Here is a 14,511-nt window from a genome sequence, read left to right on the forward strand (position 1 = left end):
CGGAGGCAGGCTCCATGCCATACCTATGAACAGCAGGGCCCGCGCGGGACACCGCTTTCCGCCGCTGCCATCGGTTACTGGAACTCCCTCATTTAATACCTCCCCCGGCCCGAATGCAAATCCGGGCGGAGTAAGCGCCGACCACGCTTTATTGCTAAATTGCTAAGAGCGAAGGCGGGAATGCAATTTTGGAAAGGCCTCGGCTCCTTTTCTTAACGTTATACAAATGGAGCGTCCCAATTAGAAACATAAAGTATCCGGCGCCACTCCCGTGGCAAATAATGAATGGCTTTACGAGTTCTTTGCAATGAAAATTGATAGCAAAAGCGTCGCCTGAGTTTAGTCAAATCTTAAAACAACGCTCCTATTTTTGGGACAACAAGGTCAGTCTTGTGCGTGAGTTTTGAACATGGCCGAACCGAGCCGTCTTAGGACAAAATATGTTATCGGGCCCGATGGGAGCCCGTTGACTGTTGCCGATTTGCCGGCGCCCACCACTAAGCGCTGGGTGATCCGGCGCAAGGCGGAAGTGGTGGCCGCGGTGCGTGGCGGTTTATTGTCGCTGGACGAAGCGTGCAGCCGCTATACCTTGACCGTCGACGAATTTTTGTCCTGGCAAATGTCCATCGATCAGTACGGTCTAGCCGGACTGCGCACAACCCGTATTCAACAATATCGGGTCTGAGTGCGGTCCAGCGGGGCCGGGCGAGCGCGGCAAATTTGTTCTCAATAATGATCCGGTGCACTTTCCGCCTCGTCTTCGGGGAGCTGATGCCGGACCACCAGCGGGACTTGAGCCAGCGAGAACAAGAAAATCAAAATGAAAATTCCGGGGAATTTAAAGGCCACCCAAACATCGTTCGATTGAGTCCGCCAGACGATTTCATTTAAGATCGCAAGGACGAAAAAGAAAAAGCCCCACCGCCAGGTCAATAATTGCCAGCCGCGCTCCGTCAGAGCCAAGGCATTGTCGAACACGATCGGCAAGATCGACTTCTTGAACAGCAAGCCACCGATAAGGGCGACCCCGAAGCAGGCGTAAAGCACCGTCGGCTTCATTTTGATGAAGGTCGCATTCTGCAAATACAGTGTCAGGGCGCCGAAGACGAGCACCAGAGCCGCTGTCAGGAGGGGGATCATCGGAAGCCGCCTCAACTGCCAGAACGAAACTGCAAGCGCGGCGATCACGGCTGCCATCAAGACCAGAGTGGCGGTGAAAAGCCCCGCGTTGGGGCCGTTCAAGATCGCCGGCGGCAGGAAAGGCTCGACGGCTGGCTCGAACAGCTTAGGACGCGCATTGGCGAAAAAAAACAGGATGAGCGGTCCCGTTTCCACCCAGAATTTGAACCAGGGCGATGGCCGTGGCTTTGCCACTGCGGTTCGGGACACCTCGTTCATACAAACTCGCCTTTCTTTTTGGGCTGCAATGTCGACCGCAATTCAGCGGCCTATTTCAAAACGCCTCACCGACCAACGGTCTACAATCGTTGCCGCGTTATTTCTATTCGCGCGAAGGGTGCCGGAGGGGGCTTACGAGTCCATGCCGGCGATCGCGCGTGCAAAATCGCGCGCCTCGAAAGCTTCGAGGTCGGCTGCGGTTTCGCCAACTCCAATGAAGTGAATCGGAAGCTGAAATTTTTCCGCGATCGCAACCAGAATGCCTCCACGCGCGGTTCCATCGAGTTTGGTCATGACGAGGCCGGTCACGCCGGCAACTCGTCCGAAAATCTCGACCTGGCTCATCGCGTTCTGTCCGACCGTTGCATCGAGCACGAGGAGCACCGCGTGCGGCGCCTCGGGATCGACCTTCTTCATGACTCGAATGATTTTCTCGAGTTCGCCCATCAGCTCGGCCCGGTTTTGCAGGCGCCCCGCGGTATCCATCAGCACCAGGCTGTCGCCGCGTTCCCGCGCCACCTTGATCGCGTCGAACGCGAGCGCCGAGGCATCGGCTCCCTGTTCCCGGGAGATGACCGGACAACCCAGACGCTCTCCCCATATCTTCAACTGCTCGATCGCGGCGGCGCGAAACGTATCGCCGGCGGCGAGCAGGATGGAGTGGCCGTTGGCTGAGAATTGCGCGGCAAGCTTGCCGATGGTGGTCGTTTTACCCGATCCGTTGACGCCGACCACGAGAATCACGAAGGGCTTCTTCGAGGGGTCGATTTCCAGCGGCTTCGCATAAGGGGCAAGCACACGTTCGACCTCGGCGGCGAGCACCGCCTTGACCTCCTCGACATCAACATCCTTGTCGTAGCGATCCCGCCCGATCGCCTTGGTGATTCTTGCTGCCGTGGTGATCCCGAGATCGGCGCGGATCAGGACTTCTTCCAAATCCTCCAGCATTTCCGCGTCGAGTTTGCGCTTGGTGAAGATCGCGGCGAGGCCGGCGCCGATCGAACCCGACGAGCGGGCAAGCCCATCGCGCAGCCGGACCCACCAGCTTCGCTTGGGGGCGCCGCCATCTGACAGGGCAACTTCTTCCGCCTTGGATTTGGAGTCGACGGCGATGTCTGGGGCTTCGGTGGGCTGATCCGCGGCCGTGGAAATACCCTGACTGCCAAATACCCGTTTGAACAGGCCGAGTTTGGGCTTTGGTTCGGCGCCCTTGGCTTCGTTGTCCTTGCTCACCATCAAATCCTAGCTATGTCCGGTCGGCGGGCGATTGCGAAATCCACCGCTCCAGGCCCGCGCCCGCTCCTATATACCAAACGACGGCCCCGCGAAGGATTTCCCCGTTCGGGCTGCTACCCCAGCCCCTGCGTGACCATTCCCGGCGTCACCTTCAACATCAGCGCGCGTTTTTCGAGCGCCGAGAAGGTCGCGGGGTCTGCCCCCGTCATCCAAATCTGCCCGCCGAGCGTCTCGAGAACGTCAAATAAAGCGTTGCGCCGGAGCGGATCGAAATGAGCCGCGATCTCGTCGAGGAGCACGAGCGGGGCTATTTTGCACATGGCCGCGACAAGTCGGGCGTGGGCGAGAACCATCCCGGTCAGCAGAGCTTTTTGTTCGCCGGTCGAGGCTTGCGCCGCCGCAATTTGCTTGGGACCGTGCCGCACCCCGAGATCGCTGGCCTGCGGGCCGATCAAGGTCCGCCCCGCCGCCGCATCGCGGGCGCGATTGTTGCGCAACATGGTGCGATAAATATCCTCCGCCTCCAGCGCCGGATGCTGGCCGACCAGGCTTTCGACATCGCCCTGCAAGTCAAGTTCGGCCCATGGGAAAGGCGAAGCAGCATTCTGCGTCGCCTGGATGAGGGCGGACAGCCGCGACACGGTTTCGAGCCGGGCGGCGGCAATGGCAACGGCAAGTTCGGTGGCTTCCCGCTCGATCGCGTCGAGCCAGCCAGGGTCCGGCCTCGATCCTTGTTCCAGCAAGCGATTGCGGCCACGCAGCGCGCGCTCGAAACCGTTCACCCGCGTGCCATGCTCGGAATCGATGGACAGCACCAAGCGATCGAGGAATCGTCGCCGGTCGCCCGCGGGACCCGCGAAGAGACCGTCCATGGAGGGCGTAAGCCATACCACCCGGACGTGATCGCAGAAGCCGCGGATCGAAGCGGCGGGTTCCCGGTCGATCCTGTATTTGCGTTGCGGGGATGAAAGGCCTGGTGGCTCGATCCCGGTCCCGAGCTGAACATTGCCGGCCTTTGTTGCCAGTTCAACCGAGACCGCGAAGCCGCCGCCACCGCCCGTGCGGGCGCATTCGACCAACTCGGCGCGGCGTAGTCCGCGCCCGGGCGCAAGCAGCGACAAGGCTTCGAGAAGATTGGTCTTGCCCGCGCCATTCTCTCCCGTCAGCACGATGAGGGACGCGTTTGCTGCAAGATCGAGCGCAGCATAGGAGCGGAAATCGGTGAGTTTGAGACGTTGCACGCCCGCTTTGGTCGAAGCTTTTGGGGCTTCGTCCTGCACGGGCGTCTGCAAGGACAATTCATTCATGATCGAAACGACTCTTCCGGACGATCGAGATCGTCCATTGACCCATTGAAGCATCGAATTTGGATTTTGCCAGCCAATTGGCGAGGGCCTAAAATTTTGTGCGCCGGCAAATCCTCCGGCCGGCGCGCGTTTCAGCATTACACATCGCGCGCCTTATCAGCGTATGTTGGCCTCAAGTGTCAATCGTACCAAGATGTTTCCCATGAAACATCCAAGCAATGGACAAGCTCAGCTTGGCTCTCAGCCCTTCCCCCCTCCCGCACCCGCAACTGAGCCTGCGGCTTAGAACCGACGCCGATTTGGCTGCGATTGCCGATCTCTGGGTCGCGACTTGGCAGGAAGTCATGCCGGAGATTGATTTTTCGGCGCGGCTTCCCTGGTTTCGGGATCATCTTTTGGCACTCGAAACGGCGGGAGCCGTCACCGTCTGCGCTTTTGACCCGCTTGGCCGGTTACTGGGCTTTTTCACGCTGGCTGTCGCCACCGGCTATCTCGATCAGCTTGCGGTCGCGTCCGAGGCGAAGGGCACGGGCGCCGCCCATCTGCTGTTGGACGAGGCGCGCCGGCGCTCACCCAATGGTCTCGTTCTCGATGTCAATCAGGACAATCCCCGCGCCGTCGCTTTTTATGAACGCGAGGGCTTTGCGAGGGTAGCAGAGGGCGTCAATGGGCGCTCAGGGCGGAAAACATGGCGGCTGCAATGGCCGCACCCAGCCTGATTTCGCGCATTCTTATTCTGCGGCCGCGGTCTCGCCGTTTCTGAGCGCCGCCGCGCCGGTTTCGAACTGAAGCTTGGCGAGGCGCGCGTAAAGCCCATCCTTGGCGACAAGGGTCTGATGGGTGCCTTCCTCGATCAGCCGGCCATTGTCGAGGACCAGAATACGGTCGGCTTCGAGGACCGTGGCGAGGCGATGCGCGATGACCAGCGTCGTTCGCTCCGACATCACTTTTTCCAGCGCGGCCTGGACCATAACTTCATTTTCCGAATCGAGCGCCGAGGTCGCTTCGTCGAGAAGCAGCACCGGCGCCTCCTGCAAAATCGCCCGTGCGATGGCAATCCGCTGGCGCTGCCCGCCCGACAAGGTCACGCCGCGCTCGCCGGCGCGGGTCTCATATCCCTCCGGCAAGGCTTGGATGAATTCGTCGGCGGCGGCACGCTTGGCGGCGTGGCGCACCGCTTCGTCGCTCGCCTCGGGCGCGCCATAGCGGATATTGTCGGCGATCGAGGCCGCGAAAATCACCGCATCCTGCGGCACGCTCTTGATCCGCCGCCGCAATTCCACCGGGTCCACGGTTTTGATGTCCACGCCGTCGAGCAGAATGCGGCCGGCCGTGGGATCGTAGAACCGCGACAGAAGCTGGAACAAAGTGGTCTTTCCGGCGCCCGAAGGCCCGACGATGGCGACGGTTTCGCCGGCGGCAATCTTGAATGAAAGATTGTGGAGGGCGGGATCTCCCGGCCTGCTCTCATACGCGAAATCGACGTTCTCGAACGCGATCTCGCCCCGCGCGGGCACGGGAAGGGCTGCGGCCGGGACCGGCGCCACGATTTTCGGCTGCAGCGCGAGAATTTCAGCAAGCCGGCCGGCCGCGCCGCCCGCCGCGGAAACTTCACCCCATACTTGGCTCAATTCGCTCAAGGCGCTCGCGGCCAAAATTGCGTAAAGCACGAATTGCGACAAGAGACCGCCCGTCATGCGGCCGGCGAGAACGTCTTGGGCGCCAAACCAAAGCACGCCGACAATGCTCGCGACCACAAGAAAGATGACCACGATCGTGAGCCGTGCGCGCGCGGCCGACGCATTCCGGGCGGCGCGATAGGCTTCTTCCACGGCGGCACCGAACCGACGGCCGGTCGCGGGCTCGGCGCCAAACGCCTGCATGACGCGGACCGCGCCGAGGCTTTCGGCGGCATAGGAGCTGGCCTCTGCGAGCGTATCCTGCGCGGTGCGGGACCTTTTGCGAACCAGCCGGCCGGAGGCGACCAGCGGCAGGACGATAATCGGAATGGCGATGAGCACCGCAGCGGACAGTTTTGGGCTCGTGTACACCATCAGACCGATCGCGCCGGCAAACAGGAAGAAATTGCGCAGCGCGAGGGCGGCCGTAGCGCCGAAGGCGGATTTCATCTGGGTTGTGTCGGCGGTGAGACGGGACAAAAGCTCACCGGTTTGCGCGGTATCGTAAAACTCCGCGTCGAGCCGGCAAAGATGCCGGAAGACATCCGTCCGGAGGTCGGCCACGACTCGCTCGCCGAGCGTCGTCACGAAATAAAACCGCGACCCCGAAGCCAAAGCGAGAACGGCGGCAACCGCGATGAGACCGAGAAAGTAGGTGTTGATTAATCCTGCGCTCCCGGCATCGAAGCCGAAGTCGATCATGCGTCTTATGGCCAGCGGGACCGCCAAGGTCGCCGCCGCCGCCAGAGTCACGGCGAGCAGGGCTCCCGCGATCCGCGGCTTATAACGCAACACATAAGGGATGAGCTGCAACAGGGCGCGCGGCGAAGGCTTTTGCTTTGCTTCGAGAGTTTGGGTCGCGGGGGCAGGTTCTGTCATTACATACGATACGAAAATCTCGCGCTATAAGCGGATCGGGTTACGGAAGCTGCGGTCGAGTTGGACTTCACATGTCGAGATTGTAGAAAATGCGCATGGAAACCCGAATTCTGCCCTCTCGGCTCGCCGATGATGGCTCCACATGCACCGAGACCTCCTCCAGGCGCAATTAAAAAATGTCCGAGTCGGCGGATTGCTGAAAAACAACAATAAGTGATATTCCCCGCCTGTCGCGGCAATGTGGGTCGCACCGAGCAAGCAAGGGCGCAATAGAGTGGCGGAAGACAAGGTTTTGGTCACGGGCGCTTCGGGATTCGTTGGGTCCGCCGTGGCCCATGCGCTGGTCAAATCCGGCTATTCGGTCCGGGCGCTCCTGCGGCCAACCAGCAATCGTACCAATCTCGCCGATCTCGATATCGCCATCGCCGAAGGCGATATGTGCGAGCCGGCCTCTGTGGCGCGGGCGATGAAGGGCGTGCGTTTTTTGTTCCATGTCGCCGCCGATTATCGCCTCTGGGCGCGCAATCCGCACGAAATCTTGCGGAACAATCAAGAAGGGACGCGGCTTTTGATGCAGGCGGCGCTGGCGGCCGGCGTCGAACGGATCGTCTACACCAGCAGCGTGGCGACCATCGCCTGCGCAAAAGATGGCGGGATTGCCGATGAAACCACGCCGCTTGGCGAATCGAAGGCGATCGGGGCCTATAAGCGCAGCAAGGTCGTCGCCGAGCAGATCGTCGAGTCGATGATCGCCAAGGATCGCTTGCCGGCGGTGATCGTCCATCCCGCGGCGCCGATCGGTCCGCGCGACATCAAGCCGACGCCGACCGGCCGGATTATCGTCGAGGCCGCGTCAGGCCGGATCCCGGCCTATGTCGATACCGGTCTCAATCTTGTCCATGTCGACGATGTCGCGAGCGGCCATCTGGCCGCCTTGCAGCGAGGTAAAACCGGCGAACATTATATTTTGGGGGGCCAAAACGTCGCACTTGCCGAATTTTTGAGCCAGATCGCATTGATGTGCGGGCGTAATCCGCCCAAACTTCGTCTCTCGCGCGCCGTGGTGTATCCAATTGCTTTCGCGGCGGAAGCCATGGCACATGTGACCCGGCGCGAGCCTTTCGTGACCATTGATGGATTACGGATGTCGAAGCAGCGCATGTTTTTCAGTTCGGCGAAAGCCGAACGCGATCTGGGTTACAAGGCGAGACCCTATCCCGAAGCGCTCAGCGAGGCTTTGGAGTGGTTCCGTCATCATGGCCATTTGCGATGACAATGGGCTTGCCGGACCAACCATCCAAGACCCACCGGGGCGAGAACTTTCCGGTCGCCTCGATGCTGATTGCGCAAAAGCATCGGGCCATCATCCTTGCCTATTATCAATTCGCGCGGGGCGCCGATGATGTTGCGGACAATGTTTCGCTCGCGCCTGACGCCAAACTTGCCGGGCTCGACCTTTTCGAGGCCACGCTGACCGGCCGCAGCGACGCCGTGAGCGCCGCCCTGCCGCTCCGCGCGGCGCTCGCCGAGCGAGGGCTTTCACCGCGTCATGCGCTCGATCTTCTGCGAGCCTTTCGGATGGACGCAATCAAGCACCGCTATGCGAGTTGGGCCGAACTGATGGATTATTGCGCCTATTCGGCGGCTCCCGTCGGCCGGTTCGTCCTCGACGTCCATGGCGAAAGCGAAGCGACCTGGCCGGCCTCCGACGCGCTTTGCGCGGCCCTTCAGGTCATTAACCATTTGCAAGATTGCGCCGCCGACTATCGCAGGCTCGATCGGGTTTATATCCCGCAGGATGTGCTTGCCGCTCAAGGCATTGGCGTCGCGGAGCTCGACGCGGCAAAGGCCTCGCCGGCCTTGCGCGCGGCCCTGCATGCCGTCGCCGTGCGCAATGCGTCGCTGATCGAACTGGGTCAATGCCTGCCGAGCCAGGTTCGCGATTTCCGCCTTTGTCTGGAGACTGCCGTCATCGCGCGACTGGCGCGCAGACTCAATTCTTTGTTGCTGGAGCGCGATCCCCTCAGTGAGCGGGTCCATTTGAACAAGGCCGGCTTTCTCGGCTGGTCCGGTCTCGGCGTTCTCGAGGGATTGCTGGCCTTCATGGGCTCCGCACGAGCCCCGGTGACAAACAGCGGTGGCGCATGAACGGCGCGGCCGACGCGTCGGTAAGCGCGCGGGGCAGCTCGTTCAATGCCGCCATGCGCATTCTTCCCCGTCCGCGCCGGGAAGCGATGTTCGAGATCTATTCCTTTTGCCGTGCCGTCGACGATATCGCCGACGAGGCCGGCCCGCGCCAGGCCCGCAAGGCGGCGCTGGCCAAATGGCGCAGCGATATCGACGCGCTCTATGCCGGCCAACCCGCGCCCGAACAAGCACCAGCAAGCCTGCGCGGTCTCGCCCGCGCGATCCACGCCTTCGGCCTGCGCCGCGAGGATTTTCACGCCATCATCGATGGGATGGAGATGGATGTCGAGGAGGACATACAGGCGCCTGACTTGGCGACCCTCGACCTTTATTGCGACCGCGTGGCGAGCGCGGTCGGGCGTCTTTCGGTGAAAGTTTTCGGTCTGCCGCAGCCGGAAGGACACCTCCTCGCGCATCATCTTGGCCGCGCGCTCCAGCTGACCAACATCTTGCGCGATCTCGACGAAGACGCGGTCATCGGTCGGCTCTATCTGCCGCGTGAGGATTTGTCGGCGGCCGGCATCGGCGTGAGGGAGCCGCGCGCGGTCATGGCTCATCCGGCGTTGGGCCAAGCCTGCGCGCCGACCATTGCGCGGGCGCAGGGCCATTTCGGTGCGGCGCGCAGCATTATGGCGCGATGTTCGCGCCAGAGCGTTCGCGCACCCCGAATCATGGGCGAAGTCTATCAGGCCATTCTCATTCGCCTGATCGAACGCGGCTTCGAGCCGCCACGCCAACGGATCCGGACGCCGCGCCATCGCGTTTTCCTGGCGTTGGTGCGCTATGGCCTGTTCTGATGCGTAACCCGGTGGTGCACGTCATCGGTGCCGGGCTTGCCGGGCTTGCCGCGGCCGTTCGCCTTGCGGGGGGAACGCACGAAATCGTGCTGCACGAGGCCGCGCGGCAGGCGGGTGGGCGCTGCCGTTCCTATTTCGATCCGGCCCTTGGGATGATGATCGACAATGGCAATCATTTGCTGTTGTCCGGCAATCATGATGCGCGGAGCTTTCTGGCCGCCATCGGCAGCGAAGACCAGTTGGTTGGGCCGCCCGAAGCTGATTTCGAGTTTATCGATCTCAAATCCAAATTGCGCTGGCGGGTGCGGCCGAACGCCGGCCCGCTTGCCTGGTGGATTTTTTCCAACCGGCGACGGGTACCGGACACCGGCTGGCTTGATTATCTGGCTCTCCTGCGCCTCTTGGTCCCCGGCAAGGACAGCCCGATCAGCGCGGTCATGCGCTGCGATGGACCGCTCTATGAACGGTTGTGGCGGCCGTTTCTTCTTGCCGCCTTGAACACTGAGCCTTCCGAAGGATCTTCGCATCTTGCCGCCGCGGTGGTGCGCGAAACTCTCGCCAAGGGAGGAAATGCCTGCCGTCCGCTCGTCGCCGCGCAAGGGCTCGGTGCAGCCTTTATCGAGCCGGCGCTGAATTTTCTTGTCGAGCGCGGCGCCAAGATTTGCCTTGACCATCGGCTGCGGCGGATCGATTTCGCCGCCGGCCGCGCCACTAGCCTCGATTTCGGCGAAAGCTCGTTGCGGCTCGACCCCGGAGATCAGGTGATTCTCGCGGTTCCCCCTTATGTTGCACGGGAGCTCGTGCCGGGTTTGAACGCGCCTGATGCTTATCGGGCCATCGTCAATGCTCATTTCAAAATCAGCCCGCCGGATGGTTTTCCCGCAATTCTCGGAGTTGTGAACGGGAGCATCGAATGGGTTTTCGCCTTCCCGGATCGCCTCTCGGTCACAATTAGCGGCGCCGACCGGCTTCTCGACGTCGCGCGCGAAAAACTCGCCGAGGACATATGGGCGGAAGTGGCAGAAGTGACACAGATTGAAAAGCCGCTGCCGCCATGGCAGATCATCAAGGAAAAGCGGGCGACCTTTGCGGCAACCGTTCACGAAAACGCGAAGCGCCCCGAAGCGGAAACGGCCTATACTAATCTGGTGCTTGCCGGCGATTGGACCGCGACGGGACTGCCGGCGACGATCGAAGGTGCGATCCGTTCCGGCCATCGCGCGGCCAAGCATATCAGGGATCGCAGGAAGTAAAGGAACGGATTAGGTGGAAGATGGGGTTGCCTTGAAGGGTGTGACGGACGGTGGTGCCACGGCAGACCTCGATCTCGCGGACGTCGAACGGGGAATCGCCCGGGCGAAACAAGCGCTGTTGGCCGTGCAGCGACCGGATGGGCATTTCGTCTTCGAGCTGGAAGCGGATGTTTCCATTCCCGCCGAATATATTCTTTTCAAGCATTTGTTGGGCGAGCCGGTCGACGCTCTACTCGAAGCCAAGTTCGCGGTCTATCTGCGTCGCCACCAAGCCGCTCATGACGGCTGGCCGCTGTTCACCGATGGGGCCTATAATCTCAGCAGCAGCGTAAAGGCCTATTTTGCGCTGAAGACCATCGGCGATTCACCCGACGCCGACCACATGCGGCGGGCGCGAGCTGCCATCCTGGCCCATGGCGGGGCCGCCAACACCAATGTCTTCACGCGGTCCTTGCTGGCCATATTCGGCGCGGTGCCCTGGCGCAGCGTGCCGGTGATGCCCGTCGAAATCATGCTGTTGCCGCGCTGGTTCCCGTTTCACGTGACCAAAATCTCCTATTGGGGCCGCACGGTTCTGATCCCTCTGATGGTCGTGAATGCCCTGAAACCGCGGGCGGTCAATCCGCGGAACCTCTCGATTGACGAGCTCTTCGTCGAACCGCCGGACCAGGTTCGCCACTGGCCGGGCGCGCCCCACCAGAAATTTCCCTGGACGTCCCTGTTTGCTGGCATCGACAAAGTTTTGCGGGTGGCCGAGCCTTACTTCCCAAAAAAATTACGCGGGCGGGCCATTGATAAGGCGGTTGCCTTTGTCGAGGAACGGTTGAACGGAGAAAACGGGCTTGGCGCGATCTATCCCGCCATGGCTTACTCCGTCCTGATGTATTGGGTGCTAGGGATCCCCAAAACCGACCCGAGGATCGTCCAGGTTCTGAACGCAATCGACAAACTCCGCGTCGTCGGCGACGAAGAGGCTTATTGCCAGCCTTGCGTTTCGCCAGTCTGGGATACGGGGCTTGCCTGCCATGCGTTGATGGAAGCGGGCGGGGAGGAAACGGCCCCGCGCGTTCGCGCCGCGCTCGACTGGCTCAAGCCTCTGCAAGTGACGGACATTGCCGGCGATTGGTCGGTGCAACGGCCTCATGTCCGGCCGGGCGGATGGGCGTTTCAATATGCCAATGCCTATTATCCGGACCTCGATGACACCGCGGTTGTCGCAATGGCGATGGACCGCGCCGGTGGCGAGGGAGCGGCTTACCAGGGGTCGATTGCCCGGGCGCGCGAATGGATCGAAGGCCTGCAGAGCGCCAATGGCGGCTGGGGCGCGTTCGACTCCGAAAACGACCGGGAATATCTGAATTACATCCCCTTTGCCGATCATGGCGCCTTGCTCGATCCGCCGACCGAAGATGTGACTGCACGCTGCCTTTCCATGCTGGGCCAACTCGGCGAAACGGCCGTTTCGAGCCCGGCGGTGGCGCGCGGGATCGATTATCTTCTTCGAACACAGCGATCCGACGGGAGCTGGTTCGGCCGCTGGGGCATGAACTACATCTACGGAACCTGGTCCGTTCTTTGCGCCCTGAATGCCGTCAAGTTCGATTTGCGCAGCGAACCGGTTCAGAAAGCCGTCGCCTGGCTCAAAAAGATCCAGAATGAAGATGGCGGGTGGGGCGAAGGGGGCGAGAGTTATGCAATGGACTACGCCGGCTATCGTCCCGCTCCGAGCACCTCGTCGCAGACGGCATGGGCTTTGCTTGGCCTGATGGCCGCCGGCATAGTGGATGATTTGGCGCTTACAGCTGGGACCCGCTACCTTGCGCGTTCTCAAGCGGAGGATGGGTTTTGGAACGAAGAACGTTTCACCGCGACCGGGTTTCCCAGGGTCTTTTTCCTACGCTATCACGGCTACTCGAAATTCTTTCCGCTGTGGGCGATGGCACGCTACCGCAATCTCAAGAAGGGCAACCGGCATCCGGTGCTGGTGGGAATGTAGGCAGATCTCCCGTTATTGCGGTCACCGGCCTCAAGACCGAAGCAAGACTGATTGCGGGACCGCAGATTCGCGCCGTTTCGGGGGGCGGCGATGCCACTGGGCTTGCCCGCGCTTTGGAAGCGGCGGTTGCGAACAAGGCCTCGGCCATCATCAGTTTTGGGGTCGCGGGCGGGTTGAAGCCCGGCCTTGCGCCGGGCTCGAAACTCGTGGCACGCTCGATCGTCACGGAAGATGGCGACCTTTATCATGGCGATCCGTTGTGGTCGCAGCGGCTCGCCATGATGCTCGGCGGCGCAACGATCGCCGATATAGCGGGGATCGACGCTCCGGTGGTGGGTCATGCCGATAAGCACGCCCTGCATCTCAAGACCGGCGCTCATGCCGCCGATATGGAGTCTCATATCGCAGCCCGGATCGCGGCCGCCCACAAGCTGCCCTTCGCCGCTTTTCGCGTGGTGGCCGACCCAGCGCATCGGCAATTGCCTCACGCCGCGCTGATTGCGATACGGCCGGATGGATCGCTTGCCTTCGGCGCGATCCTCGGATCGATCCTTCGCGATCCGCTTCAGGTTCCTCAATTGATGCGGACCGCGCGTGACGCCGCCGCGGCATTCAGGACTTTATTCCGCAGCCGAAAGCTGCTTGCTGGCTCGCTCGGTTTCCACGATTTCGGCGAGCTTTTGCTCGACCTGCCGCCCGAAGACATACTCAGCGGGCCGCTGCAAGTGTAACGGAATGTCGGGCGTCATGGGGCCTTCGGTCCGAATGCCGCCCAAGGAGACCCCAAGCGCTCGCAACGGGTGCTTGAAAGCATCCTCGACCGCGGTCGCCTCGAACCCGCAATGGACCATGCAATCGGCGCATTTTTCGTAATTGCCGGTGCCATAGGAGTCCCAGTCGGTGTCCTCCATCAGCTCCTTGAAGCTGTCCACATAGCCTTCGCCGAGCAGATAGCAGGGCCGCTGCCAGCCGAACACGGTTCGGGTGGGATTGCCCCAAGGGGTGCATTGATAGGTTTGATTGCCGGCCAGAAAATCGAGGAACAGCTTCGACTGAAAGAACGGCCACGCCTTGCCGCCGTTGCCCCGCGAAAAAATTTGCCGAAACAGGGTCTTGGTCTTCTCGCGATTGAGGAAATGCTGCTGGTCCGGCGCGCGTTCGTAGGCATAGCCCGGCGAGACCGTGATCCCCTCAATGCCGAGCGCCGAGACGCTATCGAAAAACGCGGCGACACGGTCGGGATCGGCGGAATTGAAAAGCGTGCAGTTGATGGTAACCCGAAACCCCCGTTGTTTGGCGAGTTTCAAGGCGTCGAGGGCGCGCTCGAAAACCCCCGCCTGGCAGACCGAGTGATCGTGCATTTCGGCATCGCCATCGAGGTGAATCGACCAGTTGAAATAGCGGTTCGGGGTGTAGCGATCGATGTGTTTCGCAAGCAGAAGGGCGTTGGTGCAGACAGTGACGAATTTCCGCTTGGCGATGGCGCCGGCCACAATCTCGGGAAGATCCTTGTGGAGCAGGGGTTCGCCGCCGGCGACGACAACGACGGGGGCGCCGCATTCATCCATCGCCGCCAGGCAATCGGCGAGCGGCAAACGCTGGTTGAGAATTTTGTCGGGATAATCGATCTTGCCGCAGCCGGCGCACGCAAGGTTGCATCGGAACAAAGGTTCGAGCATGAGGACGAGCGGAAAGCGCTTGCGGCCGGCCAAACGTTGACGAACCACATAGGCGCCGATCTGTGCCATCTGCAGAATCGGTATTCCCAATGCTTGCTCC

General features: G+C 61.5%; 13 protein-coding genes. 8 read left to right on the forward strand and 5 right to left on the reverse strand.

What is annotated here, in order from left to right; all coding sequences use genetic code 11:
* Positions 1–409: 409 nt before the first annotated feature.
* The gene (locus tag CU048_11285; protein QBR71756.1) at positions 410–685 is read left to right on the forward strand and encodes a DUF1153 domain-containing protein; all 276 of its coding nucleotides are present in this window, start codon (positions 410–412) and stop codon (positions 683–685) included.
* A gap of 41 nt (positions 686–726) precedes the next feature.
* On the opposite strand, the gene CU048_11290 is transcribed toward CU048_11285, so the two are convergent.
* The 3 genes from CU048_11290 to CU048_11300 all read right to left on the reverse strand — a co-directional run bounded on the left by CU048_11290 (position 727) and on the right by CU048_11300 (position 3,941).
* Complete coding sequence (locus tag CU048_11290; protein ID QBR71757.1) at positions 727–1,398, reverse strand: septation protein A; 672 nt, start codon at positions 1,396–1,398, stop codon at positions 727–729.
* Between the two features lie 132 nt (positions 1,399–1,530).
* Positions 1,531–2,634 carry a signal recognition particle-docking protein FtsY gene (locus CU048_11295; GenBank protein ID QBR71758.1) on the reverse strand — a complete coding sequence of 368 codons (1,104 nt, stop codon included), beginning with the start codon at positions 2,632–2,634 and terminating at the stop codon, positions 1,531–1,533.
* A 113-nt stretch (positions 2,635–2,747) separates the two neighbouring features.
* Complete coding sequence (locus tag CU048_11300; GenBank protein QBR72876.1) at positions 2,748–3,941, reverse strand: DNA replication/repair protein RecF; 1,194 nt, start codon at positions 3,939–3,941, stop codon at positions 2,748–2,750.
* 218 nt (positions 3,942–4,159) lie between these two features.
* Between CU048_11300 and CU048_11305 the strand changes: the two genes are divergently transcribed.
* Positions 4,160–4,660 carry a GNAT family N-acetyltransferase gene (locus CU048_11305; protein ID QBR71759.1) on the forward strand — a complete coding sequence of 167 codons (501 nt, stop codon included), beginning with the start codon at positions 4,160–4,162 and terminating at the stop codon, positions 4,658–4,660.
* Positions 4,661–4,672: 12 nt separating this feature from the next.
* Here CU048_11305 and CU048_11310 read toward each other — a convergent pair whose 3' ends face one another.
* Positions 4,673–6,499, reverse strand: coding sequence for an ABC transporter (locus CU048_11310; protein QBR71760.1), 1,827 nt, complete (start codon positions 6,497–6,499; stop codon positions 4,673–4,675).
* Positions 6,500–6,737: 238 nt separating this feature from the next.
* On the opposite strand from CU048_11310, the gene CU048_11315 reads away from it, so the two are divergent.
* Genes CU048_11315 through CU048_11340 form a run of 6 tightly spaced genes read left to right on the forward strand, consistent with a single transcriptional unit; the run spans position 6,738 to position 13,463 of the window.
* Positions 6,738–7,772 (forward strand): NAD-dependent dehydratase, encoded by a 1,035-nt coding sequence (locus tag CU048_11315; protein QBR71761.1) that lies wholly within the window; start codon positions 6,738–6,740, stop codon positions 7,770–7,772.
* 2 nt (positions 7,773–7,774) lie between these two features.
* The gene (gene hpnC / locus CU048_11320) at positions 7,775–8,647 is read left to right on the forward strand and encodes a squalene synthase HpnC (protein QBR71762.1); all 873 of its coding nucleotides are present in this window, start codon (positions 7,775–7,777) and stop codon (positions 8,645–8,647) included.
* Complete coding sequence (hpnD, locus tag CU048_11325; protein ID QBR71763.1) at positions 8,644–9,483, forward strand: squalene synthase HpnD; 840 nt, start codon at positions 8,644–8,646, stop codon at positions 9,481–9,483. Before hpnC ends, hpnD begins: the two co-directional genes overlap by 4 nt.
* Positions 9,483–10,736 carry a hypothetical protein gene (locus CU048_11330; protein QBR71764.1) on the forward strand — a complete coding sequence of 418 codons (1,254 nt, stop codon included), beginning with the start codon at positions 9,483–9,485 and terminating at the stop codon, positions 10,734–10,736. The genes hpnD and CU048_11330 overlap by 1 nt, the downstream gene beginning before the upstream one ends.
* 31 nt (positions 10,737–10,767) lie before the next feature.
* On the forward strand, positions 10,768–12,732 hold the full coding sequence (shc, locus tag CU048_11335) for a squalene--hopene cyclase (GenBank protein QBR72877.1): 1,965 nt from the start codon (positions 10,768–10,770) through the stop codon (positions 12,730–12,732).
* Entirely contained in the window at positions 12,666–13,463 is a 798-nt protein-coding gene (locus CU048_11340) for a phosphorylase (GenBank protein QBR71765.1), read from the forward strand. The genes shc and CU048_11340 overlap by 67 nt, the downstream gene beginning before the upstream one ends.
* Here CU048_11340 and hpnH read toward each other — a convergent pair.
* On the reverse strand, positions 13,353–14,501 hold the full coding sequence (gene hpnH / locus CU048_11345; GenBank protein QBR72878.1) for a hopanoid biosynthesis associated radical SAM protein HpnH: 1,149 nt from the start codon (positions 14,499–14,501) through the stop codon (positions 13,353–13,355). The two genes, CU048_11340 and hpnH, sit on opposite strands and share 111 nt — an antisense overlap.
* Between the last annotated feature and the right edge of the window lie 10 nt (positions 14,502–14,511).

The organism is Beijerinckiaceae bacterium (assembly GCA_004564215.1).
Lineage (GTDB): Bacteria > Pseudomonadota > Alphaproteobacteria > Rhizobiales > Beijerinckiaceae > Methylocapsa.

Coding starts and splice junctions, on each gene's coding strand:
- CU048_11285 (QBR71756.1), top strand. CDS start 410: ATGGCCGAACCGAGCCGTCTTAGGACAAAATATGTTATCGGGCCCGAT.
- CU048_11290 (QBR71757.1), bottom strand. CDS start 1,398: ATGAACGAGGTGTCCCGAACCGCAGTGGCAAAGCCACGGCCATCGCCC.
- CU048_11295 (QBR71758.1), bottom strand. CDS start 2,634: ATGGTGAGCAAGGACAACGAAGCCAAGGGCGCCGAACCAAAGCCCAAA.
- CU048_11300 (QBR72876.1), bottom strand. CDS start 3,941: ATGAATGAATTGTCCTTGCAGACGCCCGTGCAGGACGAAGCCCCAAAA.
- CU048_11305 (QBR71759.1), top strand. CDS start 4,160: ATGGACAAGCTCAGCTTGGCTCTCAGCCCTTCCCCCCTCCCGCACCCG.
- CU048_11310 (QBR71760.1), bottom strand. CDS start 6,499: ATGACAGAACCTGCCCCCGCGACCCAAACTCTCGAAGCAAAGCAAAAG.
- CU048_11315 (QBR71761.1), top strand. CDS start 6,738: ATGTGGGTCGCACCGAGCAAGCAAGGGCGCAATAGAGTGGCGGAAGAC.
- hpnC (QBR71762.1), top strand. CDS start 7,775: ATGGGCTTGCCGGACCAACCATCCAAGACCCACCGGGGCGAGAACTTT.
- hpnD (QBR71763.1), top strand. CDS start 8,644: ATGAACGGCGCGGCCGACGCGTCGGTAAGCGCGCGGGGCAGCTCGTTC.
- CU048_11330 (QBR71764.1), top strand. CDS start 9,483: ATGCGTAACCCGGTGGTGCACGTCATCGGTGCCGGGCTTGCCGGGCTT.